General features: G+C 61.9%; 23 protein-coding genes. 13 read left to right on the top strand and 10 right to left on the bottom strand.

The window, feature by feature from the left end; all coding sequences use genetic code 11:
- Positions 1-1,375 (bottom strand): M10 family metallopeptidase (locus ABIB06_RS37515; protein WP_354125699.1); only part of this gene is annotated, 1,375 nt, incomplete at its 3' end.
- Positions 1,376-1,570: 195 nt separating this feature from the next.
- Between ABIB06_RS37515 and ABIB06_RS37510 the strand changes: the two genes are divergently transcribed.
- Together ABIB06_RS37510 and ABIB06_RS37505 are read left to right on the top strand one after the other, a co-directional pair.
- Entirely contained in the window at positions 1,571-1,885 is a 315-nt protein-coding gene (locus tag ABIB06_RS37510) for a hypothetical protein (RefSeq protein WP_354070387.1), read from the top strand.
- A 135-nt stretch (positions 1,886-2,020) separates the two neighbouring features.
- Positions 2,021-3,214: a CaiB/BaiF CoA transferase family protein gene (locus ABIB06_RS37505; protein WP_354070389.1), complete on the top strand. Its 1,194-nt coding sequence runs from the start codon at positions 2,021-2,023 to the stop codon at positions 3,212-3,214.
- A gap of 202 nt (positions 3,215-3,416) precedes the next feature.
- Here ABIB06_RS37505 and ABIB06_RS37500 read toward each other — a convergent pair whose 3' ends face one another.
- From ABIB06_RS37500 to ABIB06_RS37490, 3 genes are all read right to left on the bottom strand, one after another.
- On the bottom strand, positions 3,417-4,934 hold the full coding sequence (locus tag ABIB06_RS37500) for a tripartite tricarboxylate transporter permease (RefSeq protein WP_354049815.1): 1,518 nt from the start codon (positions 4,932-4,934) through the stop codon (positions 3,417-3,419).
- A 12-nt stretch (positions 4,935-4,946) separates the two neighbouring features.
- The gene (locus ABIB06_RS37495) at positions 4,947-5,489 is read right to left on the bottom strand and encodes a tripartite tricarboxylate transporter TctB family protein (protein ID WP_354070391.1); all 543 of its coding nucleotides are present in this window, start codon (positions 5,487-5,489) and stop codon (positions 4,947-4,949) included.
- Between the two features lie 153 nt (positions 5,490-5,642).
- The gene (locus tag ABIB06_RS37490) at positions 5,643-6,617 is read right to left on the bottom strand and encodes a Bug family tripartite tricarboxylate transporter substrate binding protein (RefSeq protein WP_354070397.1); all 975 of its coding nucleotides are present in this window, start codon (positions 6,615-6,617) and stop codon (positions 5,643-5,645) included.
- A 455-nt stretch (positions 6,618-7,072) separates the two neighbouring features.
- Here ABIB06_RS37490 and ABIB06_RS37485 point away from each other — a divergent pair, with 455 nt between their 5' ends.
- From ABIB06_RS37485 to ABIB06_RS37475, 3 genes are all read left to right on the top strand, one after another.
- Entirely contained in the window at positions 7,073-7,228 is a 156-nt protein-coding gene (locus ABIB06_RS37485) for a hypothetical protein (RefSeq protein ID WP_354070393.1), read from the top strand.
- Positions 7,229-7,379: 151 nt separating this feature from the next.
- Positions 7,380-8,324: a DUF4357 domain-containing protein gene (locus ABIB06_RS37480; protein ID WP_354070395.1), complete on the top strand. Its 945-nt coding sequence runs from the start codon at positions 7,380-7,382 to the stop codon at positions 8,322-8,324.
- A 239-nt stretch (positions 8,325-8,563) separates the two neighbouring features.
- Positions 8,564-10,129 (top strand): ATP-binding protein, encoded by a 1,566-nt coding sequence (locus tag ABIB06_RS37475; RefSeq protein ID WP_354070344.1) that lies wholly within the window; start codon positions 8,564-8,566, stop codon positions 10,127-10,129.
- Between the two features lie 230 nt (positions 10,130-10,359).
- Here the strand turns inward: ABIB06_RS37475 and ABIB06_RS37470 are convergent, their stop codons facing one another.
- The 5 genes from ABIB06_RS37470 to ABIB06_RS37450 form a co-directional block, all read right to left on the bottom strand.
- Positions 10,360-11,631 (bottom strand): hypothetical protein, encoded by a 1,272-nt coding sequence (locus ABIB06_RS37470; protein ID WP_354070346.1) that lies wholly within the window; start codon positions 11,629-11,631, stop codon positions 10,360-10,362.
- 11 nt (positions 11,632-11,642) lie between these two features.
- Positions 11,643-12,284 (bottom strand): hypothetical protein, encoded by a 642-nt coding sequence (locus ABIB06_RS37465; RefSeq protein ID WP_354070348.1) that lies wholly within the window; start codon positions 12,282-12,284, stop codon positions 11,643-11,645.
- 605 nt (positions 12,285-12,889) lie between these two features.
- On the bottom strand, positions 12,890-13,687 hold the full coding sequence (locus tag ABIB06_RS37460; protein WP_354049812.1) for an enoyl-CoA hydratase/isomerase family protein: 798 nt from the start codon (positions 13,685-13,687) through the stop codon (positions 12,890-12,892).
- A gap of 45 nt (positions 13,688-13,732) precedes the next feature.
- Positions 13,733-14,932, bottom strand: coding sequence for a pyridoxal-phosphate-dependent aminotransferase family protein (locus ABIB06_RS37455; RefSeq protein WP_354049811.1), 1,200 nt, complete (start codon positions 14,930-14,932; stop codon positions 13,733-13,735).
- Positions 14,933-15,125: 193 nt separating this feature from the next.
- On the bottom strand, positions 15,126-16,328 hold the full coding sequence (locus ABIB06_RS37450; RefSeq protein WP_502916606.1) for a pyridoxal-phosphate-dependent aminotransferase family protein: 1,203 nt from the start codon (positions 16,326-16,328) through the stop codon (positions 15,126-15,128).
- Between the two features lie 133 nt (positions 16,329-16,461).
- Here ABIB06_RS37450 and ABIB06_RS37445 point away from each other — a divergent pair, with 133 nt between their 5' ends.
- The 3 genes from ABIB06_RS37445 to ABIB06_RS37435 all read left to right on the top strand — a co-directional run bounded on the left by ABIB06_RS37445 (position 16,462) and on the right by ABIB06_RS37435 (position 20,704).
- Positions 16,462-17,199, top strand: coding sequence for a GntR family transcriptional regulator (locus ABIB06_RS37445; protein ID WP_354049809.1), 738 nt, complete (start codon positions 16,462-16,464; stop codon positions 17,197-17,199).
- Positions 17,200-17,304: 105 nt separating this feature from the next.
- A complete protein-coding gene (locus ABIB06_RS37440; RefSeq protein ID WP_354049808.1) occupies positions 17,305-20,283 on the top strand; it encodes an FAD-binding and (Fe-S)-binding domain-containing protein in 2,979 nt (992 codons plus the stop codon).
- Positions 20,276-20,704, top strand: a complete 429-nt coding sequence (locus tag ABIB06_RS37435) for a GlcG/HbpS family heme-binding protein (protein ID WP_354049807.1) — start codon at positions 20,276-20,278, stop codon at positions 20,702-20,704. Before ABIB06_RS37440 ends, ABIB06_RS37435 begins: the two co-directional genes overlap by 8 nt.
- Before the next feature lie 704 nt (positions 20,705-21,408).
- On the opposite strand, the gene ABIB06_RS37430 is transcribed toward ABIB06_RS37435, so the two are convergent.
- The gene (locus ABIB06_RS37430) at positions 21,409-21,627 is read right to left on the bottom strand and encodes a hypothetical protein (RefSeq protein ID WP_354049806.1); all 219 of its coding nucleotides are present in this window, start codon (positions 21,625-21,627) and stop codon (positions 21,409-21,411) included.
- A 199-nt stretch (positions 21,628-21,826) separates the two neighbouring features.
- On the opposite strand from ABIB06_RS37430, the gene ABIB06_RS37425 reads away from it, so the two are divergent.
- From ABIB06_RS37425 to ABIB06_RS37405, 5 genes are all read left to right on the top strand, one after another.
- Positions 21,827-22,408 (top strand): hypothetical protein, encoded by a 582-nt coding sequence (locus ABIB06_RS37425; RefSeq protein ID WP_354049805.1) that lies wholly within the window; start codon positions 21,827-21,829, stop codon positions 22,406-22,408.
- Positions 22,405-22,800, top strand: a complete 396-nt coding sequence (locus ABIB06_RS37420) for a hypothetical protein (protein WP_354049804.1) — start codon at positions 22,405-22,407, stop codon at positions 22,798-22,800. The genes ABIB06_RS37425 and ABIB06_RS37420 overlap by 4 nt, the downstream gene beginning before the upstream one ends.
- A gap of 130 nt (positions 22,801-22,930) precedes the next feature.
- Complete coding sequence (locus ABIB06_RS37415; RefSeq protein WP_354049803.1) at positions 22,931-23,506, top strand: GIY-YIG nuclease family protein; 576 nt, start codon at positions 22,931-22,933, stop codon at positions 23,504-23,506.
- Between the two features lie 134 nt (positions 23,507-23,640).
- Entirely contained in the window at positions 23,641-24,213 is a 573-nt protein-coding gene (locus ABIB06_RS37410; RefSeq protein ID WP_354049802.1) for a hypothetical protein, read from the top strand.
- A gap of 189 nt (positions 24,214-24,402) precedes the next feature.
- Entirely contained in the window at positions 24,403-25,320 is a 918-nt protein-coding gene (locus tag ABIB06_RS37405) for a reverse transcriptase domain-containing protein (protein WP_354049801.1), read from the top strand.
- Positions 25,321-25,553 lie beyond the last annotated feature (233 nt).

Genomic DNA, 25,553 nt, shown 5'->3' with positions numbered 1-25,553 from the left:
TGCCAAAATTCACCACCCAAAAGTCAACGTTGGTGCTCTCACCCGCCGCTATCGTCGTGCTGCTCACGCTGTCGTACGACGCGGTCAAATCTGGCAGAGGGGGCTGTACAACAACAGTGCTGTCGATAATGCCATCGGCAAATTTGAAATTCTCTACCGCTGTGACGGTGTCGGTGCCATCGGGGGAGCCGCTACGCTGATCGGCGATGGTCCACGTCGCTGAACTCACATTGTAGGTGACGAGGTAATCCGCCCTGTTGCCTGAATAGACGACAGTGTCCGTGCCGGGACCGCCGTCGATAGTGTCGTTGCCGCCATCGCCAGTGATGGTATCGTTGCCCGCGCCGCCCTTCAGCACATTGGCGATGGCATTGCCGATGATGATGTCATTGCCGGAGCCGCCGGTTGCGTTGTCAATCAGCGACCGCGTGTCGCCATTGTAGAGATAAGCGTTGTAGACGTTGCCGGACGCATAATGGCCGTTGCCGAGATAGGCGAGCTGCACGCTGGAGAACACGGACGAGGCACCTGGATTGAGATTGATGCTCAGGTTCGTCGTGTAGTTCGACAGGTCGTAGGTATCGACGCCGCCACCATCCCAGATCGTCTCGTAGATGCGGTTGGCCGAGCCACCGGCACCGCCATTGTCGGCCGGCTGGCCAACGCCGTTGATGAACTCCTGCCCGGTGCTGGAGCTCCAGGTATAGACGGTGGCTCCGCCCTGGGTAGTGTAGTCCGCGCCGTACATCGTCTGCAGCGCGAGGATATCGTTGGCCATGTAGGTTTGCGGATATCCATAGGCTTCGTTGGTGTAGCCGCTCGTCGTCGAAGCACCGACATAGCTGCGATAGCTCATGACGGTGTATTCGCTGTCGTCATGCGCGCTCGGCACCGCGACGTTGGCGACGCCGCCCGTTTCCTGGCTATGCTTCAGGCCAAGGGCGTGTCCGAGCTCGTGCAACGCCGTGGTGAAATAGTAATTGCCGAGCTTGGCCAGCGAGTAATTGTATTGGGTCCCGAACCACACGTCGCCGCCTGCCGCATAGTTACCTGGGTAGTAGGCGTAGGAGGTCGGATTGGCCGCCGGCGACTGCGCGACCATGATGTCGGCACCGTTCGTCCCGGCGTACTGGATGTTGGCGTTGGTGTAGCCGAGGATCAGCCCGATCGCGTAATTGATCGCCGCCTGCATCTGACTCGGCGCCGAGGCAAAACCCGACGTGGTTGGCTCACTGCTGCCGCCGGAGTAAGGACTGGAGTAGTCGCTTGCAGCGTCCGGAAAGCTGTAGGTGATCGCGCCAGACCATTTGTAGCCCGACAGCAGGCCGTCGATGTCTGCGTTGTTGGTCCTGCTGACGGTGACAGTGGTAGCCAATGGACTCTCCGAAACAGCGCATGGCGCTCGATTGGGGCGCAGGCGGAATATCCCAGCTTGAGATGGACGTTTGGTTTAATTTTGGCGTCCGCACCCGGACCTCTTCCATAATGCTGTGTTAGCCATCAATTCCCGTAATCATACGGGGCAAGGACAAGGATGCCGGTTCCGGCTACCCACGTGATTGGCAGAACAATGAAACTAAGTCCGCTCTCGGCCGGTCTGTTCGGCGCCCTGGTGGCGCTCGTCGGGCCGGACCATCTACCCTTCGGAGGACTGCCTGTCATGGTCGGGAAAGCCAACGCGGATGAGAGTGGCAAGCAAGGCAGCACAGCGGGACGCGCCCCCTCCGTTCCAATGGCCCGCGACCCCTCGGCTGCGGTAGCGGAGGAGTACGAATCCGCCCGTCGCATGGGAACGCGGGAGGCGTTCGAGCTCTTCATCGCGCGTCACGGTGACGATCCCCTGGCCGAGAAGGCGCGTGCCGAGCTGAAGCAGCTGGCGCGCTGATCCTTCGCGGGCGCCCCCTCAGGTATTGCATTTCGACCGGCGGCATCCGCGCGGCCCAGACCTGCCGGGTGATGTCTTGCCGCATGGTCTTTCGGCACTATGGTAGGCCCGCAACCTGTCCCGGAGCCCATCAAGATGCCCTTTCCGCATGCCTCGGAAGCCCTGTCACGCTTCACCGTGCTCGATCTGACCCGCGTCCGGTCCGGGCCCACCTGCGTGCGGCAGCTTGCGGACTGGGGCGCCAACGTGATCAAGATCGACGCGCTCACCGAGGATGCCGGCGGCGAGCAGCCGGGCGGACCGCGGCGCGGCGCCGACTTCCAGAATTTGCATCGCAACAAGCGGGCGATGGCGCTGAACCTGAAGGACGAGCGCGGGCTTGCCGTGTTCAAGCGCCTGGCCGCCAAGGCCGACGTCATGGTGGAGAATTTCCGGCCCGACGTGAAAAAGAAGCTCGGCATCGATTATGAGGGCCTCGCCAAGATCAACCCCGGCCTCGTCTACGGCAGCATCTCCGGCTTCGGCCAGGACGGGCCCTACCACAAGCGGCCGGGCTTCGATCAGATCGCGCAAGGCATGGGCGGGTTGATGTCGATCACCGGCGCGCCGGGCGAAGGCCCAATGCGGGTCGGCATTCCCGTCGCCGACCTCACCGCGGGCCTGTTCTGCGCCATGGGCATCCTCACCGCGCTGCTTGAGCGCGAGGTCTCGGGCAAGGGCCAGTGGGTACAGACTTCGCTGCTGCAAGCCCAGATCTTCATGCTCGACTTCCAGGCCGCGCGCTGGCTGATGGAAAAGGACGTGGCAAAACAGGCCGGCAACAATCACCCGACCAGCATCCCGACCGGCGTGTTCAGGACCTCGGACGGCTACATCAACATCGCCACGACGGGTGGCCGGATCTGGGAGCGCTGCACGCAGGCGATCGGCGCGCCGGAACTCTACAGCCACCCCGACTATGTGACCGCGCCAGCCCGCTCCAAGAACCGCGACGCACTCAACGCCGAGATCGAGAAGCGTACCTTGACGAAGTCCACCGAGACCTGGGTCAGTGAACTCAACGAGGCCGGCGTGCCCTGCGGGCCGATCTACGCCATCGACCAGATGTTCGAAGACGCGCAGGTCAAGCATCTCGGCATCGCGCAGGAGGTGCCGAACGACGAGGATCGCGACATCCGGCTGGTCGGCCAGCCCGTGACGCTGTCGCGCACGCCGAGCAAGATGGTGGCGCGGCCGCCGGAGTTCGGCGAGCAGACCGACGAGGTGCTGAAGGAGTTCGGCTTTAACAAGGAGGAAGTAGCTCGTTTAAGGGAGGCGAAAGTCGTCTAACAGTCTCCTGAAAAACCCCCTCGCCAGGGAGGGGACTTGATGATTCACTTTATCATCTCGAATCGGCGGAGACGATCATGCGCGGCAGGTTTACGGACCAGGGCGGCCTGTTTTCGTACATCGCGCCGGATAAACGTGCGCCGGCGAACGATCCGCTGCGGAAGGTCTGGGAACTTGTCCGGGATGTTTTGAGTGATAGACGTCAAAGTGACCTGGCTTTACCCCGTTGCATCCCTCCAATGCGTGTCAGAAGCCCATCAATGATGGGCCAGAACAGCAGCACAATCGCGAGCGTCGTGATCGAGCCGACCAGGCCGTTCGACCAGAACACCTTGAGGTCGCCGCCGGAGCCGATCATCGACAGGCGGAAGGCATCCTCCGCGCGGTTGCCGAGCACGAGCGCGAGCGTGAACGGCGCCAGGGGAATGCCGATCTTCTTGAAGACGTAGCCGACGACGCCGAAGCCGAGCATCAGCCAGATGTCGAACATGGCGTTCTGGATCGCATAGGCGCCGATCGCACAGGACACCACGATCATCGGCGCCACCGCGGCGAACGGCACGCGCAGGATCGAGGCGAAGATCGGCACCGTCGTCAGCACCAGCACGAGGCCGACGACATTGCCGAGATACATCGAGGCGATCAGGCCCCAGACGAAATCCTTGTGCTCGACGAACAGCAGCGGGCCGGGATTGAGCCCCCACACCATCAACCCGCCAAGCAGGATCGCCGCGGTGCCGGAGCCGGGAATTCCGAGCGCCAGCATCGGCAGCAGCGCCGCGGTGCCGGAGGCATGCGCCGCCGTTTCCGGCGCGAACACGCCCTCGATGCGGCCCTTGCCAAAGCTCTCGGGATCCTTGGCGAAGCGCTTTGCCAGATTGTAGCCCATGAAGGAGGCCGCGATCGCGCCGCCCGGGGTAATGCCGAGCCAGCAGCCGATGACGGAGGAGCGCAGCAGCGTCACCCAGTATTTCGGCAGGTCCTTCCACACGCTCAGCACGACACGCAGCGAAATGCTCGCCGCGTGTCCGCGCAGCGCGAGGCGCTCCTCCATCGTCAGCAGGATCTCGCTGATGCCGAACAGGCCGATGACGGCGACCAGGAAGTTGATGCCGCGCAAGAGCTCGGACGAGCCGAAGGTCATGCGCAACTGCCCCGACACGGTATCCATTCCGACGCCCGCGAGCAGCAATCCCAGCGACATCGAGATGACAGTCTTGTGCTTGGCCTCGCGGCCGAGGCCGACGAAGGAGCAGAAGGTCAGCAGATAGACCGCGAAGAACTCGGGCGGTCCGAACTTCAGCGCAAAGGACGAGATCATCGGGGCGAGGAAGGTGATCAGCAGCACCGCGACCAGCGAGCCGATGAAAGAGGACGTGAACGCCGCGGTCAGCGCCTCCGCCGCCCTGCCCTGCTGCGCCATCGGATAGCCGTCGAACGTGGTCGCGACCGACCAGGCTTCGCCGGGGATGTTGAACAGGATCGAGGTGATCGCGCCGCCGAACAGCGCGCCCCAGTAGATGCAGGACAGCATCACGATCGCCGAGGTCGGATCCATCGTGAAGGTGAGCGGCAGCAGGATCGCGACGCCGTTGGGTCCGCCGAGGCCGGGCAACACGCCGACGAAGATGCCGAGCACCAGCCCGACCATCATCAGCGCGAGCGTCTTCCACGTCAGCAGGACGGCGAAACCGTGAAGCAAGAGACCGAAAGCTTCCATCGCGGGCCCCGCCTAGTAGCCGAAGGCCGCTTCGAGCGGCCCTTTCGGCATGATGACGTCGAAGGCGATGTCGAAGGTGACGAACATAATCGCCGTGAACACGACAGCGGTGAGCAGCGACTTCCACAGCGCGATCTTGCCGACCAGGCGCATGAAGCCCGCGATCAGCAGGAAGCTCGCGACATAGAGGCCGAGAAACTGCGTCGTCAGGCAGAACAGCAGCGTCGGCACGAACACCGCCATCACACGGCGGGCCTGCGCGCGCGTGACGAAGGTCTCATCCGCCTTGCGGTGCGCGACCAGGACCACGATCAGGCCGTAGAGGCTGCCGCCGCCGAGAATGACGGAGAGATAGAACGGGAAATAGCCGGGCTCCGGCCCGGTCGAATCCCAGGAGGCGCCGGTGCGCCAATTGTCGTAGCCGAGCGTGGCAGCCAGCGCGAGCAACAGGAGACAGACGAATATCTCGACCGTGCCGGAGGAGACGACGGAAGGCGAGTCGTCTTCGGGCGCGGTCGGATCATCGACGACGATTTCAAGATCGGTTTGGGACATGCTCTGCCAGTTCAAATTGCGCTGTCATCATCCGCCTAACGCGCAATCGCGCACAGGAGCGGATGATCCAGTACGCCGTGCAGAAGCCGTGTTTCGTCGAGCTCCGTGCAATACCGGATGCCCGCGTTCCGCGGGGCACGACACCGAGGGTGGCTACTTCGCGACGAATCCGGCTTCCGTCATCAGCGACTTGTTGACTGCATCGTCCTCTTCGAGGAATTGCACCATGTCCTTGCCGGTGAGGAAGATCGGCTTCAACGCCTGCTTTTCCATGTAGTCCTTGTATTCGGCGGTCTGCGTCACCTTGTGGAACAGGTCGACATAGAACGCCTGCTGCTCAGCCGTGACCTTACCGGGCAGGAACGTCGCGCGCAGCATCAGATACTGGACGTCGACGCCCTCCTCCTTGCAGGTCGGGATATCGGCCCAGGACTGCGTGTCCGTCACCTTGCTGGTGTAGGAGATGCGCTCCTTGTCGAACACGCAGAGCGGCCGCACCTGGCCCGCGCGCCAGACTTCGAGATTTTCGGACGGGTTGTTGACGTTGGATTCGGTGTGGTTGCCGACCAGCTGGGTCGCGGCCTCGCCGCCGGACTTGTAAGGCAGATAGGAGAATTTCGCGCCGGTCTTCTGCTCGAGGAACACGGTCAGAACGTGGTCCTCCCGCTTGGAGCCGGTGCCGCCCATCTTGAACGGCGCGCTCGCAGCCTTCGCGGCGGCGACGAATTCCTTCACCGTCTTGGGACCCGCGCTGTTGTCCCACAGCACGAACTGGTCGAGCGCGATCACCGAAACCGGGGTCAGCTCACGCCAGTTGAACGGAATTTTCGCCGACAGTGGCAGCATGTAGATCAGCGAATAGGCGATCAGCACCTTGTTGGGATCGCCCTCGCTGGACTTTATGTACATTAGTGCTTCCGCACCCGACGCGCCGCCCTTGAGCGAGACCACGATCGGCTGCTTCATCAGGTTGTTCTTCTGGATCGCGGCCTGCATCATCCGCGCCATCTGATCGGAGGCGCCGCCCGCGCCCGCCGCCACCACGATCTCGACCGGCTTCGTTGGTTCCCAGCCGGCAAAGGCGGGAGCAGCTGCCAACAGAGTTCCTGCGCAGCAAGCGACCATCATCAGTTTTCGCACGCGTTTCTTCCCTGGGGTTCTATTGCCGACAAGTGATACATGTCAGTGCGTGAACAAGTAATGGCACGTTTAAGCAGCTGCGCAATGTTACTTTGGGCGAAACCTGACGAGGCGCGGTTCGCCCGCTTACCACCATTGCCCTACGACAGGTCCGCAGACAAAGTTCTGATGTCAGAACGAGACGATCGCCCAGAACAATCGGTACTCAACCAGAACACCTTTCCCCCCGTGGCTTTTTGATAACGGCTGGCCGTCGACGTATGCCCAAGCGAACCACGGCGAGGTTGACCATCACGCCAAAAATTTATTGCCAGCACAGCTGGCTTTTCTCAGATCGGCGTTCTACATTTGTCCTGCTACCGCGATGAACGCGCAGGCGGCCGCCGCCGGTGTTGCAGCACCGGACGACGGCCTGACCACAACAGACTAAAGGAGAGTCTATCATGGCTGGTTGCCATTATATCGCCGATTCGGCGATCGTTTCCGCCTTCAGGCTTGCTGTTCACTATCAATGGGACCGCCGGCGCGCCCCCGAGGAGCCGTCTGCACTCGCGCGCCGCAAGTCGGCCAGCGAGGCGATGGTTTGCCTTCGCCCTTGAACTAGCACCCCCATCCTCACCCAGATTGCGATCCGCGGGCCGACGAGGCCCCGTCGTGACGTGGTCGTACCGCGCACTTGCTCGTTCGACTCCAGCCGCGTGCCGTGCCGCCCGCCGAGACGAGGATCTTCGCAAGCGCCAGGAGTTCTGAATGTCATTGTTCAAGAGCAAGGCCGTGCTGGCCCGCAGCACCACCCACGTCTACAGGCCGTACGGCGGTATCGCAGATGTACGCGAGGTCACCGATCGCGCCGCCCATGTTCGGATCCTTGATTTTCCGTGGACTTTGACTTCGGACATCATCGCAAGCGAGCTTGCCTGTCCCGCCCTCTACGCCCTGGTCGGGTTGGGTCGCATCTATCTCGGCGAGACCAACAATGTCGGCCGGCGGCTGGGAGAACATGCCGCCGATCCACAGAAGGCCTTTGTGCAGCGGACCTTCGTCGTCCGGGGCGCCGAAGGGTTCCGCTTCACCAAGGACACGGCTGTCTATCTGCAGTACACACTGACACAGGCTGCCAAGGCTTGCGGTGTGTTGCAGGTGGTGGCGGGTAGCCCGCCCCGTTTGCCCGAGGTCGATCCGCTCGACGTTCCGCTTCTGGAGCGCATCCTGGAGGACACCAAGAGGCTTCTGTTCGACGCTGGCCTCGCCGCTTTCGAACCCTCGCCCTTCGCTGGCGCGCTCGAGCAGATCGCAGAGAACACTGTGTCCGAAACCGTCGAGGCGGACGAGACTGGTCCGATGGAAATCGGTGTCGACTTGCCGCGCGGCGGCAGCGAATTCGAGCTTCGGTACGACGACACGCTATGGGCGCACGGCTATCCCGCCGGCGACCGCTTCGTGGTGGCAGCCGGTTCGGACATTCGGATCACCACAAATCCGAGCGCGAGCGCCGTCAACCGCGCCCGCCGTGCGGCGTTGTTCGACGCCGGCGTGTTGAGCCCGATCCCCGGAGCCTCTGATCGCATGCGCTTGACGGTCGACGTCGCCCTCCCCTCGATGGCGATCGCCGCCGCCGTGGCGTGCGGCGCCCACGTCGACTCTTCGAAATGGCGGGCGATCGATCCCAATCAGCGCCCCCTGATGCACCTGTAATACGAATCCCGGGGGGGGGGGGGGGGGGGGGGGGGGGGGGGGGGGCCCCGCCCCCCCCCCCCCCCCGCCCCCCCCCCGCCCCCCACCCCCCCCCCCCCCCCCCCCCCCGCCACTCGCTTACCGCATTGGCGGCATTTCACTGCCGATCGATGTCCGAAGCGCGGGCATCGCCTTCCGTGCCTGTCGAGGCCGGTCACCGGTCGGTTCGGCTCCCGGCGGAGCGTTACAGCGACGCATTCATGGGTAAGATGATGGCCGACGATACGGACGAGACGCCGTTCACAGATTTCGATCTGGCCCGCATCGAGGGGGCGGCGGCGGACTCAGCCGCGAGCGACGACGAACTCGCCACGTTGCCTCGGATCCTGCGTTATGGCCTACTCGCTTCCCGTGGCGTCAACTCGGTCTATCAGCGTCTTGCTGCCGAGATCGAGGAAGGCTGTTCCGGCCTACTCTTGACCGCCGCTTGGCTCAGCATGCCCAACGCCGAAACCGGCACCAAGCTAGCCGCGGAGCTTGACCATCGTGCAGTCGCCGAAGACAAGAGCGAGTTGCGGGGTCTCGCCGACTGCATCCGCCTGACCTCTCTGATGTTGCCCCGCGATAGGACTCTCATCGAGGACCATCGTCGTGTCGGCAGAGCGTTGCTCGCCGCGCTGCGTAAGCTCGGCGACGACGGCCCTCCTCGCCTCGCCGCCGAGGCAGAGGCCATGACCTATGGCTGGGCAGCCTTGCCGATGTGTGCGGACGATGTCACTCGGACCTTTCAGACGCCAGCAGCGACCGCCGCGGCGGCTCTGGGCGCACGCATGGCAATATATCGGATTGAGGACGCCACAGCCAGGGTCCTGGCCGCAAGGGAGCGAGTGAAACGAACTAAAGCCGATCTCGCGGTGGCTCCCGTGAACAGCGATGGACGCGACAATGCGCCGGTGCCGAATGGCCAGGTCGTGGTCGTCCAAATGGATTCTGCAGAGGCCTCGCGCCTTAAGCTCAAGGACATCATGGCGCCCCTGAGTAAGGCCATCAACATCGCTCTGCCCCTCGTCACCACGCCTCCTCTCGCCGACGTACGTCGAGCGCTGCTGGCCGAATTTCCGTACGCCAGCGTCGTCGTCGACTTTGTCCTAGCCGACCTCGTTGGTCGGCCAACGGTGAGGATAAGCCCATTGCTGTTGACCGGCGAACCGGGGTCCGGCAAGACGCGTTTTGCGGAGCGCATGTTTCATCATCTCGGCGTATCCTGTTGGCGCACTGACGCCACCGGAGCCGACGGCTCGGCCTTCGGTGGCACCGACCGACGCTGGTCGACTGCGCAGGTTTGCCATCCCATGTTGGCGATCGCCCGTGCAGGCCATGCCAATCCCGGGATCCTCATCGACGAAATCGACAAAACCGCGGTTAGACGTGACTATGGCCGATTGCTCGATTGCCTGCTGGCCTTCCTGGAGTTGGAGACCGCGCGTCAATACCCTGATCCCGCACTGCAGACCACACTGGACCTGCGCCACGTCTCTTATGTGGCCACCGCCAATCATGCCGACACGCTGCCGTCCCCGTTGCGCGATCGATTTCGGCAGATCGCATTTCCCAAGCCCACTGCAGGGGACCTCGAGGCCTTGCTACCCGCCGTGATTGCCGACATCCTGCGTGATCGTCGTCTCGACCATCGCTGGATGGTTCCGTTCACGGTAGCGGAGAAGCATGCCATCGCCGCCCACTGGCAGGGCGGGTCGGTCCGTCGCTTGCGCCGTATCGTGGAGGTCGTGATGCGCGAGCATGATGCGCGAGCCGCTAGAAATTGAGCAATGCTATGCGATCTTGCTACGGTCCCGCCGATGCATAGTGATTTTATGCGCAGGACGGACTCGAGTCTGTCCGCGCATTGTCGGCCAAGCATTGGAGACGCCCGGGCGATCTTTGCTCCCGCCCAGTACACGACCGTCTCGCCGGCGGCGAGCCCTGTGTAAGTGACAGCTCGGAAAAACTGCGCATCGCTGGGGTGGCTCGTCCAACCATCAGGATCTTAAGACCGTCAGTGATCCGACTTGGATTTCGGCCGGCGCCGATTTGCGAGCTGCCTCACTCGGTCGATGCTGCCTGTTCGAGGCTCTCGGGCGGCTTCGATCCTCAGGTAGCCCCAAAGTTTCCGACCATGCTGGTGGTGGCCGTAGTGAGACTGAGTCTTCTCGGTGCCGTGCCCTGCAGCGATGGCGACCTCCCTGCCCGCCCCGAAAGTTGCCTTCAAGTCGGCGATAACTTGGTTCCTTAAGACGTAAGGCGTGATCGAGACCGCTACATCGCACAAAACGCGCTCGCCGAGCCTGCCAAGCGCCTTGCGGAAAGCGCCATCCGAAGCGATCGTCACCACCGAGCTCCCGCCGGCACACAGGCCGGCAAGGTATTGCGCAGGTCCTCCGATGATGGTCCGGTCCACGGTTATGGTGGTGCGGCCGGTGCCATATCGGCCGCGATGGTTCTTGGCGGGCGTATATTCGATCGAGAGCTCATCACCTTGCAGGGAAAGGCAAACGCCGACCCGATGCACGTCGTTGCGCAGCCCTTCAGCCAGCTCTTCGGGTCTGATCGGAGCGATCAGGCAAACCGCGAGCGCCGCTTGAAATTTCCAGTCCGCGGGAACCCCATCCCACAATTCTCGCGTCCAGTTCCGCCCTCTCTTGTGCAGGACTGCCAAGACGTTCTTCTTTGCGCCCGGGCCAGCGCAAGACTCTTCACATTGTGAAGCCTGTCCAGCTTTAAACTGTTTCAAACGGGAAGGTCCCTTCTCGAAGGGCAGAACGTCGGGCTCGCAAGGAGGCTCGAGCGCCAACGCCTTCTCGACCAGGATCAACGTCCGATGAAGCCGATGCGCATACTCCAGAGCGAGATCTGCGTCTTCCCGCTCCGCGGCATCGTAGCAGCCCCAGAAGAGGTTAATCAGAGAGATCCTGGCGCCAGTATGAAATGCGGCACGGGAAAAATAAAAGGCGTTGCGGCTGATGCCGGGCCTCAACGGGTCGAGATTGCCGGTTGCCAGCATGCGATCGAACTCCGCGAAGTAGTCATCGAGCGTGTTCGGGCTGACGTCGCGCTTCGGAATGCGGTTGCAACATTGCAGCGTCCGCTCCAGCAGTTTCTGGACATTTACCTTCTTCGCTAGTTCAGCCTCCTTATTGTCGGACGCGCGGCGTCCAGAAAAAGTGTCTGATTGGGCGTAGGATGGTCGCGATGCAGTTCGAGCCCTTGGCGGCAGATCGCGTCGAACTATATGGAGCCCGGGCCTGGCCCATGCGGGTCCGAGCGTCATGCGGATCTGACCTATCCGAAAACAGTCTCGGAAACCTGACGCCGAACAGCCGGCGCCGCAGTCGCTCCGCCCAGCATTCCACACTTCTTTCCGAGTTCACCAACCGCCGAAGAATTGGCCCCGGCCAGGAACCCGACGAACGAAGCGAGCTGAGCGGAAGACAGAGCGGTGACCAGCATGAGCGCAAGCCGGTCGAGCTCTTCGGGAGCGACGTCGATGCGACGGCTTCGGCTAGAGAGGCCCTGCGCCTCCTTGACGCGCTCCACGACGATCGCGATGGTCGGGATCTCTCCCGCGGCGATCTCAGCCAAGATGGCTTGGACCAACTCGGGCGGGACACTCTTGGCTGCGAGTTTGTAGGCGACACCGGGAGGCACTCGCGAAACGGTGTCCAGCTCGCAGCACTCCGCCAGTCGTGCCAAGCTCATATAATGCTGCAGCGTGCGAAGGCTCTCGGTGTAAGCTTCTTTGCAGTAGTTGCGGAACTCGCCCTTCCGCAGCTTCGACTTCACTTTGATGAGCGCTTTGCCGGCATCGATGCCACAACCCTTCGAGCGTCGGATGGACTCCCGAGCTTGCGTTGTTAGATGCCTCACTTCCTCGCGATGCTCGGCCGGGATGTTCGTATAGTCGTAGGTGTCGACGTCACTCATGTGGTCCTCTCAGGCTGAAACCAAGATGGACCCCCGTAGGACTATCGCCCTACCCCGCGACGAGACTAAATCATTTCGGAATTACGTCAACACCATCAATTAGAAAAAATCGAAAATCTTGAAAAACGAAACTGTTTCGCTTCGAAAATATGCAGTGCCGAAGTAATACTTTGGTGCTTTGGCTCGTCCGGCCCGCGAGCTCTGCAACTGGTTTGCCCGCCCAACCCGAGGACTCACCGGCGAAACTCCTCGGACAGGATTTTCCCGTGCGAGTCGCCGAAATGATTTGGTCAGAATGACCAAATTGTCGGGCCGCAGTAAGGTCGCTTGCTAGTCCGATGAATCTAGATCTCAGAAGTCATTGGCTATGTGCTATCGGCGTTCACCTCTGCAAGGGCCCAAACAGGCCCGATCGGCGATGCAGGTGATTTAACGACATTGACATAGACAGTGTGAAATATTCTCCGAACAGCGCCTACAGTTGCCTCAGAGAAACCTACGCACCGAAGTACCCCGACGGTCGCGCAAATTGAACGCGGAGGCAAAAAAACGAAACTGTTTCGCTTTCTCAAACAAATCGGAATCGCTCTAACAGCGAGAATTCCTTACTTGCCCTTCCAGTTCGGCGTGCGCTTGTTGAGGAAGGCGTCCATTCCCTCGCGGAAATCTTCGCTCATATAGGCCTTCAGAATCAGATCCTCGCCCTCTTCGCGCGACAGCGTGCGGCGGATGCGGCGTACCGCCTCCTTGGTCGCTTCCAGCGTGAGCGGGGCGTGGCTCGCCACCAGCTTGGCGGTCTCGTCGGCGCGGCGCTGCAGCGTTTCGACATCGGGCACGATTTCGGTGAGCAGGCCGAGCGCCAGCGCTTCCGGCGCCTCGACCAGGCGTGCCTTGAAGATCATATCCTTGGTGCGGGCGGGACCAACCAGCGAGACGACGCGGCTGATATTGGACATCGACAGGCAGTTGCCGAGCGTGCGCGCGATCGGAAAACCGATGCGCGTCGCTTCAGTCCCGATGCGGAGGTCGCAGCAGGCCGCAATTCCGGCGCCGCCGCCGGTGCAGGCTCCCGCGATCGCCGCAATCACGGGCACGCGGCACTGCTCGAGCGTGCCGAGCACACGGTCGATGCGGGCCTCATAGTCGAGCGCATCCTGCGCGGTTTTGAACGCACGGAACTGAGAAATGTCGGTGCCGGAGGCAAATGCCTTGTCGCCGGCACCGGTCAGGATCAGCGCCTTGATCGAGCGATCGGCGTTGATCTCCAGGCAGATCTCCGCCATGCGCTCGTACATGGCGAAGGTCAGTGCGTTGCGCGCCTGCGGGCGGTTGAATGTGATCCGCGCGATGCCGTCCGAGACGGAGTAGAGCAGGTCTTCATTGGCAGTCGTCGGTGCGTTCATCGCGCGCTCACTTTTTCTCTAAGTTAGATCAGGCCACCTGAGCCTTTAAGCTACCTGAGCCTTGGCCATCGGCACCACGTCGCGTCCCTTCAGGACGTCCATGGCCGCCAATACGCCGCCGCTCCGGTGCGGGATCTTTGCAAGATCGAGGCCCATCTCGACGCCGGCGAGCGTGCCCATCAGCATCAGATCGTTGAAATGACCGATATGGCCGATGCGGAACACCTTGCCCTTGATCTTGTTCAGGCCGGTGCCGAGCGACATGTCGAAGGCTTCCAGCACCACCTTGCGGAAGGCGTCGGCATCATGGTCATCAGGCACGCGCACGCCGGTCAGCGCCGGCGAATGTGCGGCGGGATCGGCGCATTGCGTCTCCAGGCCCCAGACCTTGACCGCGGCACGCGTCGCCGCGCTATGGCGCTTGTGGCGGGCCCAGGCGTTCTCGAGCCCTTCTTCCTCCAGCATCTTGATCGCTTCGCGCAGGCCGTAGAGCAGATTGGTCGCGGGCGTGTAGGGGAAGGTGCCGAGCTTGTTGAAGCTGATCACCTCCTGCCAGTCCCAATAAGAGCGCATGCCGGGGTTGGCCTTCGCCACCGCGAGCGCCTTCTCCGAGACGGCATTGAAGCCGAGGCCCGGCGGCAGCATCAGGCCCTTCTGCGAGCCGGCGACCGAGACGTCGATGCCCCAGGCATCGTGTTCGTATTCAATCGAGCCGAGGCCGGAGATGGTATCGACCATCAGCAGCGCCGGATGCTTGACCCGGTCGAGCAGCTTGCGCACTTCGAGCGGCGGCGTCACGCAGCCGGTCGAGGTCTCGTTGTGGACGACGCAGACCGCCTTGATCGCGTGCTGCTTGTCGGCGGCAAGCCGCTTCTCCATCTCGGCGAGATCGGCGCCATGGCGCCAGTCGCTCGGGATGAAGTCGACGTCGAGCTTGAACTTCTCGGCGATGCCGCGCCACAGCACGGCGAACTGGCCGGTCTCGCACATCAACACCTTGTCGCCCGGCGCCAGCACGTTGACCATCGCAGCTTCCCAGGCGCCGGTGCCGGACGAGGGGAAGATGATCACGGGCTGCTTGGTGCGGAACACCCGCTGCATTCCGGCGAGGACGGCGAAACCGAGCTCGGCGAACTCCGGACCGCGATGGTCCAGCGTCGGCATGTCCATCGCCCGCAGCACCCGGTCGGGCACGTTGGTCGGTCCTGGAATCTGTAGGAAATGCCTTCCAGTATGCACGGTCATCGGCGTCCTTCCCGGTCTTGCCTTGATTTTGGATGGCCGCCGAATAGCACCATTTGACCGGCTTGTCCCCTCTTCTAAAGGCGGCTCCCATGCATGGCCGGAGGGCGGCCGCCCCCTACTCTGCGGCCATACTCCCATCTCCACCCCTCCTTGATTATCTTTTGTGGTTGCCGTCCGCGTGTCCCCGCGCGGTTTAAGTGCCGACCACTTTCAGATGCGGCGACGTATTGCCGTGCGGGCGCCGCTCCAGCAGCTTCATCGCGGCATCGACGCCGCCGGAGCGGTGCGGCACGCCCGCGACCGACAGGCCCATCTCCACGCCGGTGAGCGCGCCGAGCAGCGTCAGCGCGTTGCATTCGCCGAGATGGCCGATGCGGAAGACTTTGCCCGCGACCTTCGACAGGCCCGAGCCGAGCGACATGTTGTAATTGTCGAGCACGATCTTGCGGAATTGATCGGCGTCATGTCCCGGCGGCATCAGCACCGCCGTGAGCACCGGCGAAAATTCCGATGGCTCCTGGCAGAGGATTTCGAGGCCCCAATGATTGACGGCGGCACGGGTCGCGGCAGCCAGCCGCTGATGCCGCGCGAACACGTCGTCGAGCCCCTCTTCGAGCAGCATCGCGATCGCCTCGCGCAGGCCGTAGAGCAGATTGGTTGCCGGCGTGTAGGGGAAGAAGCCGTTTGCATTGGGCTTGAGCATCTCCTCCCAGTCGAAATAGGAGCGCGGCATCTTGTTGGTCTTCGCCGCAGCGCGCGCCTTCTCCGAGATCGCGTTGAAGCCGAGGCCGGGCGGCAGCATGAAACCCTTCTGCGAGCAGCTGACGCTGACATCGACCTTCCATTGGTCGTGGCGGTAGTCGACCGAGCCGAGAGAGGAGATGGTGTCGACCATCAGCAGCGCCGGATGCCCTGTACGATCGATCGCGGCGCGGATCTCGGCGATGCGGCTGGTCGCGCCGGTCGAGGTCTCGTTGTGCACGACCATCACGGCCTTGATCGCGTGGGCGGTGTCGTCAGTGAGTTTTGCCTCGATCACGGCCGGATCGGCGCCGCGGCGCCAGTCGCCGGGAACGAAATCGACCTCGATGCCGAACCGTCCCGCCATTTGGCGCCACAGGGTGGCGAAATGGCCGGTCTCGACCATCAGCACCCTATCGCCCGGCGACAGCGTGTTGACGATCGCGGCCTCCCAGGCGCCGGTCCCCGACGAGGGGAAGATCACCACCGGGCCGGCGGTCTGGAAGATTTTCCGGCTGCCCTCGAGCACGGCCCGGCCGAGCTCGCCGAATTCCGCGCTCCGGTGGTCGATGACAGGCATGTCCATGGCGCGCAGGACGCGCTCGGGGACCGGGCTCGGGCCGGGAATCTGAAGGAAATGGCGTCCCTGATGCATGAAAACCTCCCTGTCGGCGGATTCTGGCCGGCTCTGCGAACTATTTTGCATTCATTTTTTGTACTTTCAACCGATTTTTGGTATTCGATTGTGGAGATCGACGCGACCAAACGGGCAAACTACTGTGCTGCAAATGAAATCCACGATTCCCGACACCGGGGTTCCGATTGCTCCGCCCGCCGGCAATGGCGGCGACCGCCAGGAGGCCTCGCTTCACGGCGAGATCCTGCTGCGGCTGCGCGACTACGTGGTCGAGGGCAACGTTCCCGACGGCGCCCGCGTTCCCGAGCGGCAGCTCTGCGAGATGTTCGGCATCTCCCGCACGCCGTTGCGCGAGGCCTTAAAGGTGCTCGCCGCCGAGGGGCTGATCGAGCTTCTCCCCAATCGCGGCGCGCGGGTCCGCCAACTCAGCCAGCGCGATCTCGAGGAGCTGTTCGACGTCATGGCGGGGCTGGAAAGCCTGGCCGGGCGCCTCGCCTGCGAAGCCATCACGGATGCGGAAGTCACCGCGATCGAGCAGCTGCATTACGAGATGTACGGCCACTATCTGCATCGCGACATGCACGGCTATTTCCAGATCAACCAGCGCATCCACGAAAGCATCGTCACTGCCGCGCGCAACGAGACGCTGAAGACCGCCTACGCCAACTTTGCGGGCCGGATCCGCCGCGTCCGCTACTCCGCCAATTTTGCCCGCAAGCGCCAGCGCTGGGCGGAGGCGATGCGCGAGCACGAGGCCATCCTCGATGCGCTCCGCCGCCGTGCCGGCAGCGAGCTCAGCGACATCCTGTTCCAGCACCTGCGCAACAAGCGGACGGCCGCGATCGAGCACCTGACCGAGCCCCAAGAGGGCGCTTCGGCCGCGCCGTGAGGGCAGCCGGGCTTGCTCATTTGCATTCATAATGTAATCGATCAGAAACAAGAATGAATACTCCAGTCCGGCCGTAGGTCTCGCTGGATCAGTCCGGGACCAGGGATGACAAACGCCTCCTCGCTCGAACGGCGCCTGCGCGCGGAAATGACCGGCGACGTCCTGTTCGACGGTTTCAGCCGCGGCCGCTACGCCACCGACGCCTCGTTCTACCAGATCGTGCCCGCGGGCGTGGTGGTGCCCAAGACCATGGACGAGGCCATGCGGGCGCTGGCAATCGCCCGGGACGACGGACGCAAGGTCACGCCGCGCGGCGGCGGCACCTCGCAATGCGGCCAGACCGTCAATGACGGCCTTGTGGTCGATCTCTCGAAGCATCTGACCCGGATCCTGTCGCTCGACGTCGAGGCCCGCACCTGCGTGGTCGAGCCGGGCATCGTGCTCGACGACCTCAACCGCCAGCTTAGGAAGCACGGCCTCTGGTTTCCCGTCGACGTCTCCACGGCATCGCGCGCGACCATCGGCGGCATGGCCGGCAACAATTCCTGCGGCGGCCGTAGCTTGCGCTACGGCACCATGCGCGACAACACGCTGTCGATGGAGGCCGCGCGCGCCGATGGCACGCTGAGCCGTTACGGCGAGGTGGCGCGCGATCTCTCTGATCTCGACGCGAACGACAGCGCCCGCGCCCTGTTCCGCGACATGCTTGATCTCGGCGCCCGCGAGGCCGAGGAGATCGCCGCGCGCTTCCCGAAGGTGCAGCGCCGTGTCGGCGGCTACAATCTCGATGCGCTGGTGCCGCGCAATGCGCGCAACAACATGGCGCATCTTCTCGTGGGCTCCGAGGGCACTCTCGCCTTCACCACCAAGGTCGAGCTGAAGCTGTGGCCGGTGATCCGCAACAAGGCGCTCGGCATCTGCCATTTCGGCAATTTTTACGAGGCGATGGACGCCGCCCAGAATCTGGTCAAGCTGAAGCCGATCGCGGTCGAGCTGGTCGATCGTACCATGCTCGCGCTCGGCCGCGACATCGCGATGTTTCAGCCGATCATCTCTGCTGCCATCAAGGGCGATCCGGATGCGGTGCTGGTGGTCGAATTCGCTGAAGAGGATCAGGCGGATAATCTCGTACGCCTGAAGCAGCTCGGCGAGCTGATGGGCGATCTCGGCTTCGGCTGGAATAACGACAAGCGCAAATGGGGCGGCGTGGTCGAAATCATCGAGCCTGCGCTGCAGAGCGGGATCGCCGATTTCCGCGCCGCCGGCCTCAATGTCATGATGTCGATGAAGCAGGAGGGCAAGCCGGTCTCCTTTGTCGAGGACTGCGCCGTGCCGCTGCCGCATCTCGCCGACTACACCGCGCGGCTGAGCGAGGTGTTCGCCAGGCACGGCACCAGCGGCACGATGTACGCCCATGCCTCCGAGGGCTGCCTGCATGTGCGGCCGGTGTTGAATTTGAAGCTCGATAAGGACGTCAAGGCGATGCGCGCCATCGCCGAAGAGGCCTTCGAGTTGGTGCGCGAATACAAGGGCTCGCATTCCGGCGAACATGGCGACGGCCTGGTGCGCTCCGAATTCCACGAAACAATGTTCGGCGAGCGCCTGATCGCGGACTTCCGCGAGGTGAAGCAGCGCTTCGATCCCGATGGCGTGCTCAACCCCGGCAAGATCGTCGACGCACCGAAGATGGACGATCGTTCGCTATTCCGCTTCAAGCCTGAGTATCGCGTCGCCGAGCTCAAGACAAAACTCGACTGGTCCGCTTATCCGGGGGCAGGCGGCGGTTTTCAGGGCGCGGTCGAGATGTGCAACAACAACGGCGCCTGCCGCAAGCTCGAAGGCGGCGTGATGTGCCCGTCCTACCGCGCGACGCGCAACGAGAAGGACGTCACGAGAGGGCGTGCGAACACTTTGCGGCTCGCCATCTCCGGCCAGCTCGGCGAGGGCGCCTTGTCGTCGGACGAGATGATGGAGACGCTAAAGCTCTGCGTCTCCTGCAAGGCCTGCCGCCACGAATGCCCGACCGGTGTCGACATGGCCAAGATGAAGATCGAGGTGCTCGCCGCGCGTGCGGCGTCACACGGCCTGACCTTGCGCGATCGCCTGGTCGGCTACCTGCCGCGCTATGCCGGCCTCGCGTCGCGCTTCGCGCCGCTCGTCAACCTGCGCAATCACAGCCCGCTGCTGCGAAGACTGTTCGAGCGCTTCGCCGGCATCAGCGCGCGACGCGCCCTGCCCGCCTTCCGCAGTGATGTGTTCGTGCCGCCTGCGGACAGCGTGGGACCTGAAACCGGCCGCGAGGTCGTGCTGTTCGCCGACACCTTCAATCGTATCTATGAGCGCGAAAACCTCGAGGCCGCACTGCGCGTGCTCGCGGCCGGCGGCTATCGCGTGCACCTGCCGAAGCCCGCGAGCGGCGGCCGGCCGCTGTGCTGCGGCCGCACTTTTCTGTCCGCCGGTCTCGTCGAGCAAGCCAAGGTCGAGCTCGATCGTCTCGTCGCCGCCTTCGCGCCCTTCGCCGCGCGCGGCGTGCCGATCGTCGGTCTCGAACCAAGCTGCCTGCTGACCCTGCGCGACGAGCTGCCTTCGCTGCGCAAGGACAACGATGCCAAGGCGGTCGGCGCCCATGCGCTGACCTTCGAGGAATTTCTGGTGCGCGAAGCCGAGGCCGGCCGGCTGCAACTGCCGCTCGGCACCGTCGCCGACAAGGCCGTGGTGCACGGCCATTGCCATCAAAAATCCTTTGGCGCCTTCAAGCCGGTCGAGCAGGTACTGCGCCTCGTCCCCGGCCTTGAAGTCGAGACCATCGAGTCGAGCTGCTGCGGCATGGCCGGTGCGTTCGGCTATGGCGCGGACACCTACGACGCCTCGATCGAGATGGCCGAGCTGTCGCTGTTGCCCGCCGTGCGCCGCGCGGACCAGAATACGCTGGTCGTTGCCGACGGCACCTCCTGTCGGCACCAGATCCACGACGGCGCCCAGCGCGAGGCGCTTCACGTCGCGCGTGTGCTGGCGATGAGCCTTGATCGTGCCAAAACCCAATCCACAACTACTCCCCTTGCAAAGGAAACCAGCCATGGCTGACCTTACCCTCGACACCGCCCGCAAGATCCTCGACGCCGCCTTCGCAAAATCCACCGAGCTGAAGCTGAAGCCGCTCGTCGTCACCATCCTCGACGCCCGCGGCGTGCTCAAGCTCGCCGCGGCGCAGGACGGCACCAGCCTGATGCGCGCGGAGATCGCGCACGGCAAGGCCTATGGCGCGCTCGCATTGGGCATGGGCTCGCGCGCTTTGTTCCAGCGCGCGCAGGAGCAGGCCTATTTCATCGACGCCGTGAACACCATCGCCAAGGGCGCGCTGGTCCCGGTCCCCGGCGGCGTGCTGATCATGGACGGCGCGACGCTGCTCGGCGCCGTCGGCGTCTCCGGCGACACGTCGGACAATGACGAGGCGTGTGCCGTGACGGGCATCCAGGCCGCGGGGTTGAAAGCCAACGCGGGGTGAATCCTGTAGGGTGGGTTGGACGGCGGCTGCGCGAAGCGCAGTCGCTGACGTAACCCACCACTTCTGTCACCGCGGAGACTAAAAAGGTGGGTTACGCCCTACGCGGCCACAACACTTTGCGCCACTCGACGAGCAAAACACGCTAGCCCTCGGTCAACCACCCACCCATCAAAATATTCGCCTTTACAGAATTTCTGTTTTATCGCATTCTCCAAAGGGGCGGTCGTACGTCGTCACGAACCGCGGATCGGGCTGCGGTGGACGCGAGCGGCGCCGATGCGGAACGTAGTGTGCAGGGCGGGATGAACCCCGTGAGCACATCGCGGACCGCGCACGACGGACGGCGCCGAATGCGTACGGCAAAACCGCGTGGTCCTGGCCGTCGTTGCTACGGTCAAGCCTTTGCGAATGCGGCATCGCCTCAACCGGGGAGATGTCCGTGATTTTCGCGAGGCGACGGAGGCAAGCAGGAATTCGTCTCCGGGGAGAGCGCGCATAAGCCGTCAAACCACTGCGCAGGGAAGGCATCAGCGCAAAAAGCATTGTTATATCAACGGACTGCGGCCCATGTGTCCTTCGTTGTGTCCCGATCTGTTGGCGCGGCGATAGCTGAAAAAAATCCTTGGACGGGGGTCGAGGCTGGGCGGCGAGTCGCTGCTTAGAGCCGGCAAGCGACGGAAGCCGCTCGCCGGTCGTCGCGGTGACTACGCCGTGCGCCCGGTGCGCTGGGTGGCTTCGTCCTTGCTGCCGGCGTGCGTGATGCCCTTGAGAACGTGGTTCACGGCACGCGGGTTGATCACATACGCCGCCGCGATCTCGTGCTGATACTGGCCGCTCCAGCGGCGCAGCCACACATCAACAGCTTCTTCGAAAGTGAACTTGGTCTTGCGGGGTTGGTTGTCTTGAACGACAGGACTAGCCAAGCTAGGGTCTCCTTCGTGGTGATGGACATGCGAAAGCATCTCCCGTGAAAACAGCCACGGAAAGCCGAGCCCGCCGTGCAAAGTGTGCTCGGCTTTTCCATGCTTGATTCGGCAAACTGCCAAATCACTCGCCCATTAGGTCAAAGCCGTCAGGGTCGCGCAAGGTGGCGCGGAAAGTCATCTGTTTCAAGGGATTGCGATGTCGTTCCCCACGATTTACCGGCAAAACACGACGGCTGGCCTGATGACGTTTGCGCTACTGATCGGCTCAGCCACGACAGCTGCCTATTCGCAGGCGACCAGCACTGCGCCGCGTCCGGCGCAAAGCGACCTATTCCGCTTTTCCTTCAACCCGACTTTCACCCCGGCAAACCGGATCGAGCTGTCGCGGCGATTTGAGGGGTATTGTCACGAGGTCCTCGATGCCGTGCCAACCAACACACCGGCCGAGGACGCATGGGTAATCGCGGAATCGAAAACCTCTGACCTTAATCGAGTGACCCGTCTGGTCTCGACCAAGGAATGGGCGCGGTATCGACTCAAGGAAACGTTTTCCGAATGCCTCCAGAAGATAGCTGTGCTTCAGCAGGCTCAAGCGAACAATGCGCGCTCGGCAGAGGCAGCGCAATTCATCAGTCTGGCGTACACCTTCAATCAAGACACTGATCTCGCCGCGTTCGCCAAACGGGTAGACCTGAAATCTGGCCTTGAGCTAAACTTATTCCGGCAGGTGCTGATGATTGCGGCGATGCGGACTCTGGATGGACGCGACGACAAATGACCAAGAAGACAATGATCACTGCCCTGACGCTCACCGTTCTAGCGACCGACGCCTCGGCCGACGTCCTGCGGTGTAAAATCGAAGGCTTCAGCGACAACATCTTCATCACTTCGTCGCCCGACACCAACCGAAATGACGGTCAATACGCTCGGATCGGCATCTCGCCCGGCATCGGAAACAGAGCTTTTGCTTTCGCCGACCGCATGGGCGCTCACGTATTCGTTGAATTAAATGGTGATGGTACACCGGTTGGGCTGTTTACAGTGCAAAAGGATATGCGCGTCATCAATTCACGACACTCAATCGATCCTTCGGGCATGGTGTTGGCACCATCCCAAAGCGCAGGCCTGTGTACTCGGTGCGAGTCGCTAACGGCGTGTTCGCCGCGATGACCAAGACAATAATCGCACTGCTTGGGATTGCGTATGATGACCGGCGCAGCGTCGGCGCAACAGCGCACGATCTACGTCTCGCACGCCAATGTTGTCCGCCGGTGGGTGTAGTTGCGAAAGGACTTTGTGAGTGAAAGCGAAGCAGATCATTGAACAAGACTTGTCGGTTGCGGAGATCGCATTCATCAAACAACATGGCATTTCCATCAAGGAAATCATAGATGTCGGAAGCATGATACCAATCGGTCAAAAGCGCGCCATGGAGGCTAAAGGTGCCCGCCTTTGCATAACCAATCGTTCATGCAGTAAGGGCCACCGTTTCAAGACTCGCAGCAATCACTGTCCAGTCTGCGAACCAAAAAATTTGGCCTTCGAGAAGCGACACAGTGAAAAGGCATTCGTGTATGTTTGCAGATCCGGGACCGGACTGGTCAAGATTGGATACGCGGCAGATCCACAAGAACGCAAGAGCAGACTCAACAGGGAGGCGTTTGCGTCCTGCTCGAATTGGCAACTAGTTTTTAAAATTGAGACAGAAAAGGCGGGCAAGGTTGAAGCGGTCGCACAGGGTAAATTGATGAAAAAAAGTTCGGCCGAGACCTACATGAAAGGGGAGTACCAAGTCACAACCCGTGAGGTCTTCAGGTGCTCGGAAGACGAGGCTATTGCGGCGGTGAGACTTGCCATCACAGAGCTGCGCTTGTAATCAGCAAGCCGCGATGACGGATCACCCGCAAAAAGATCGCACTCGGAATATCCGCGGTTACGCAGGGCACGTTGAACAGTCCCGAGCGTTGACCTCACGATGCACGTCCTAGAGTTTTCTAAGTCTGAGCACCGATGGAAAACGAGCCGCTGACGTCGCATGAAGAGCTGCACGCCCGACTTGATCACCTTCGACCAAACGGCGGATGCCTCTGCATCGGCATTGATGGAATGGATGGTGTTGGCAAAAGCACGCTGGCCCGCGAGATGGCAAAGCGCTTGGGCGGTGGCGTGATTTCGTTGGATGACCATCTCGTCAAAAAACAGAACGGCTACATTCTGCACATTCGCTGCAGTGATTTGAAAGCAGCAATCTCGGCCTCCTGCTCACCGATCCTGATTGAGGGAGTCTGCCTGCTCGCAGTTGCTCGCCGCTGCGGCTTTGACGTGAACGTGCTCGTCCACGTGCGTCGCCTTCGCAATAACAGTGGGATTTGGCACAACGAAGAACTCTGCATGGCAGAGAAATTCGCCGGCGAACTGAAGCAGAGGGAGCGAGAGTTTCGGAAGGCGTTCTCGACTCCCAAGAAGCCTGACGACAGCGGTGCCGAAGATGATTTAGGACTGATCGGCGAATTCATCGATTACCACGCGCATTGGAAACCGGTGCAGCGTGCCGATTTGGTGTTTGACGTAGTGTGCGACTGAACCGCTCCGCGCGTTTTGCCTATCATTCAAAGCACGACACCGCATGACCAACAGCGCTTCGCCAAGCTGAACGTTAAGCAAAATATCTTGTTAAATGCAGGCGGGCAAATTCGGCCCACGTTGACAAATCTTCCGCCACAAGCGAAAGAGAGGGTCCCTTGCGCAAGGGCGCGCTTAGGCGCATTCCTCGTGGCTTCACGGCCATACCTGCGAGATGGCGTTGGGGCAGGTCTCACCTCGCCCCAATGGTCATCCTTTTTTGAAAACATGCGAAACGTAGCTCGCTCATTCCTCAAAGACGGGACTCGATACTTTGTCCTAACGAAGTCCTACGCAGGATGGCGCACCTTTTCAGAGGGCAGCGATGCGGCTGCTGACGGAGAGGAAGAATGGCGGCTACTCAAGGAGCGCGTCTTCAGTCATTGGCAGCCAAACGCGGCGTTCACTGCTTTCTCTAAGCGTGCCCACGTAGCGGCTCTTCGACCACATCTCGAGAATAAATATTTCGCCATTATCGACCTTAAAGGATTCTTCGATTGCGTCACCCGCACAAAGGTTTGCCGGGCACTCGAATCCATCGGCTTCGCACGTTCAGCGGCATTCACGATTGCAGGCGAGAGCACAATACGCCAAGGCGATAAGCACACGTTGCCGCGTGGATTTAGACAATCTTCTCTGCTCGCGACCTTGGTATTGGAGAAGTCGCTATTTGGGTCAACCTTAGTTGGCAATCGTTTTGAATCTAGAATTACCATCTATAGCGACGATATCATTTTCTCCTCCAATGATCCCGAGGTCCTCGCGGATGAACACTCGCAAGCGATAGAACTTTTGCGGAGGTCAAGCTTTCCGATCAACCCTATAAAAACTCAGGCGGTTAGAACCGAAGTGAACATCTTCAATCTTCGAATGTCTCACCGAACGCTGCGTTTTACCGACGACCGAATGTGGAAGTTTTTCGAACAGGCCGCGCGCTTCGTGAAGAAAGACACGCAGCGCGATTTGCAGCGCGATTTGCAGCTCTACGAGAAGCTTTTCGGCAATTACATTCGTTCGATAAATCCAGAGCAAGAAAAGCGACTACGAAAGAGCCTTGGTCTTCTTTAAGAGCTAAGGCACGGTTGCTTAGGGATCATCGCCAGCCCCACCATGATCATGACGATGGCGATCAACACCACGGCGCTCTTACGCGTGGTCCTCGGCAGCCAACAGCTCATGTCCGGCGTCTTTTCCGATTACGCAGTATGAGCTGCACCCGGTTCCGAAGACACCAAGTTAGGTGTTTTATGGAGCAGGAGGTGCGTCATGGAGAGAAGGCAGTTTACGCGGGAGTTCAAGCT

Source organism: Bradyrhizobium sp. LB8.2, assembly GCF_040548035.1.
Lineage (GTDB): Bacteria > Pseudomonadota > Alphaproteobacteria > Rhizobiales > Xanthobacteraceae > Bradyrhizobium.
The sequence above is the reverse complement of the archived record's forward strand: the minus strand, read 5'-3'. Positions and strand labels throughout refer to the sequence as shown.

Coding starts and splice junctions, on each gene's coding strand:
- ABIB06_RS37465 (WP_354070348.1), bottom strand. CDS start 12,284: ATGAGTGACGTCGACACCTACGACTATACGAACATCCCGGCCGAGCAT.
- ABIB06_RS37435 (WP_354049807.1), top strand. CDS start 20,276: ATGGCTGACCTTACCCTCGACACCGCCCGCAAGATCCTCGACGCCGCC.
- ABIB06_RS37490 (WP_354070397.1), bottom strand. CDS start 6,617: ATGATGGTCGCTTGCTGCGCAGGAACTCTGTTGGCAGCTGCTCCCGCC.
- ABIB06_RS37425 (WP_354049805.1), top strand. CDS start 21,827: ATGTCGTTCCCCACGATTTACCGGCAAAACACGACGGCTGGCCTGATG.
- ABIB06_RS37440 (WP_354049808.1), top strand. CDS start 17,305: ATGACAAACGCCTCCTCGCTCGAACGGCGCCTGCGCGCGGAAATGACC.
- ABIB06_RS37485 (WP_354070393.1), top strand. CDS start 7,073: ATGGCTGGTTGCCATTATATCGCCGATTCGGCGATCGTTTCCGCCTTC.
- ABIB06_RS37460 (WP_354049812.1), bottom strand. CDS start 13,687: ATGAACGCACCGACGACTGCCAATGAAGACCTGCTCTACTCCGTCTCG.
- ABIB06_RS37480 (WP_354070395.1), top strand. CDS start 7,380: ATGTCATTGTTCAAGAGCAAGGCCGTGCTGGCCCGCAGCACCACCCAC.
- ABIB06_RS37470 (WP_354070346.1), bottom strand. CDS start 11,631: ATGACGCTCGGACCCGCATGGGCCAGGCCCGGGCTCCATATAGTTCGA.
- ABIB06_RS37445 (WP_354049809.1), top strand. CDS start 16,462: ATGAAATCCACGATTCCCGACACCGGGGTTCCGATTGCTCCGCCCGCC.
- ABIB06_RS37500 (WP_354049815.1), bottom strand. CDS start 4,934: ATGGAAGCTTTCGGTCTCTTGCTTCACGGTTTCGCCGTCCTGCTGACG.
- ABIB06_RS37450 (WP_502916606.1), bottom strand. CDS start 16,328: ATGCATCAGGGACGCCATTTCCTTCAGATTCCCGGCCCGAGCCCGGTC.
- ABIB06_RS37410 (WP_354049802.1), top strand. CDS start 23,641: ATGGAAAACGAGCCGCTGACGTCGCATGAAGAGCTGCACGCCCGACTT.
- ABIB06_RS37505 (WP_354070389.1), top strand. CDS start 2,021: ATGCCCTTTCCGCATGCCTCGGAAGCCCTGTCACGCTTCACCGTGCTC.
- ABIB06_RS37495 (WP_354070391.1), bottom strand. CDS start 5,489: ATGTCCCAAACCGATCTTGAAATCGTCGTCGATGATCCGACCGCGCCC.
- ABIB06_RS37420 (WP_354049804.1), top strand. CDS start 22,405: ATGACCAAGAAGACAATGATCACTGCCCTGACGCTCACCGTTCTAGCG.
- ABIB06_RS37455 (WP_354049811.1), bottom strand. CDS start 14,932: ATGACCGTGCATACTGGAAGGCATTTCCTACAGATTCCAGGACCGACC.
- ABIB06_RS37510 (WP_354070387.1), top strand. CDS start 1,571: ATGAAACTAAGTCCGCTCTCGGCCGGTCTGTTCGGCGCCCTGGTGGCG.
- ABIB06_RS37475 (WP_354070344.1), top strand. CDS start 8,564: ATGGGTAAGATGATGGCCGACGATACGGACGAGACGCCGTTCACAGAT.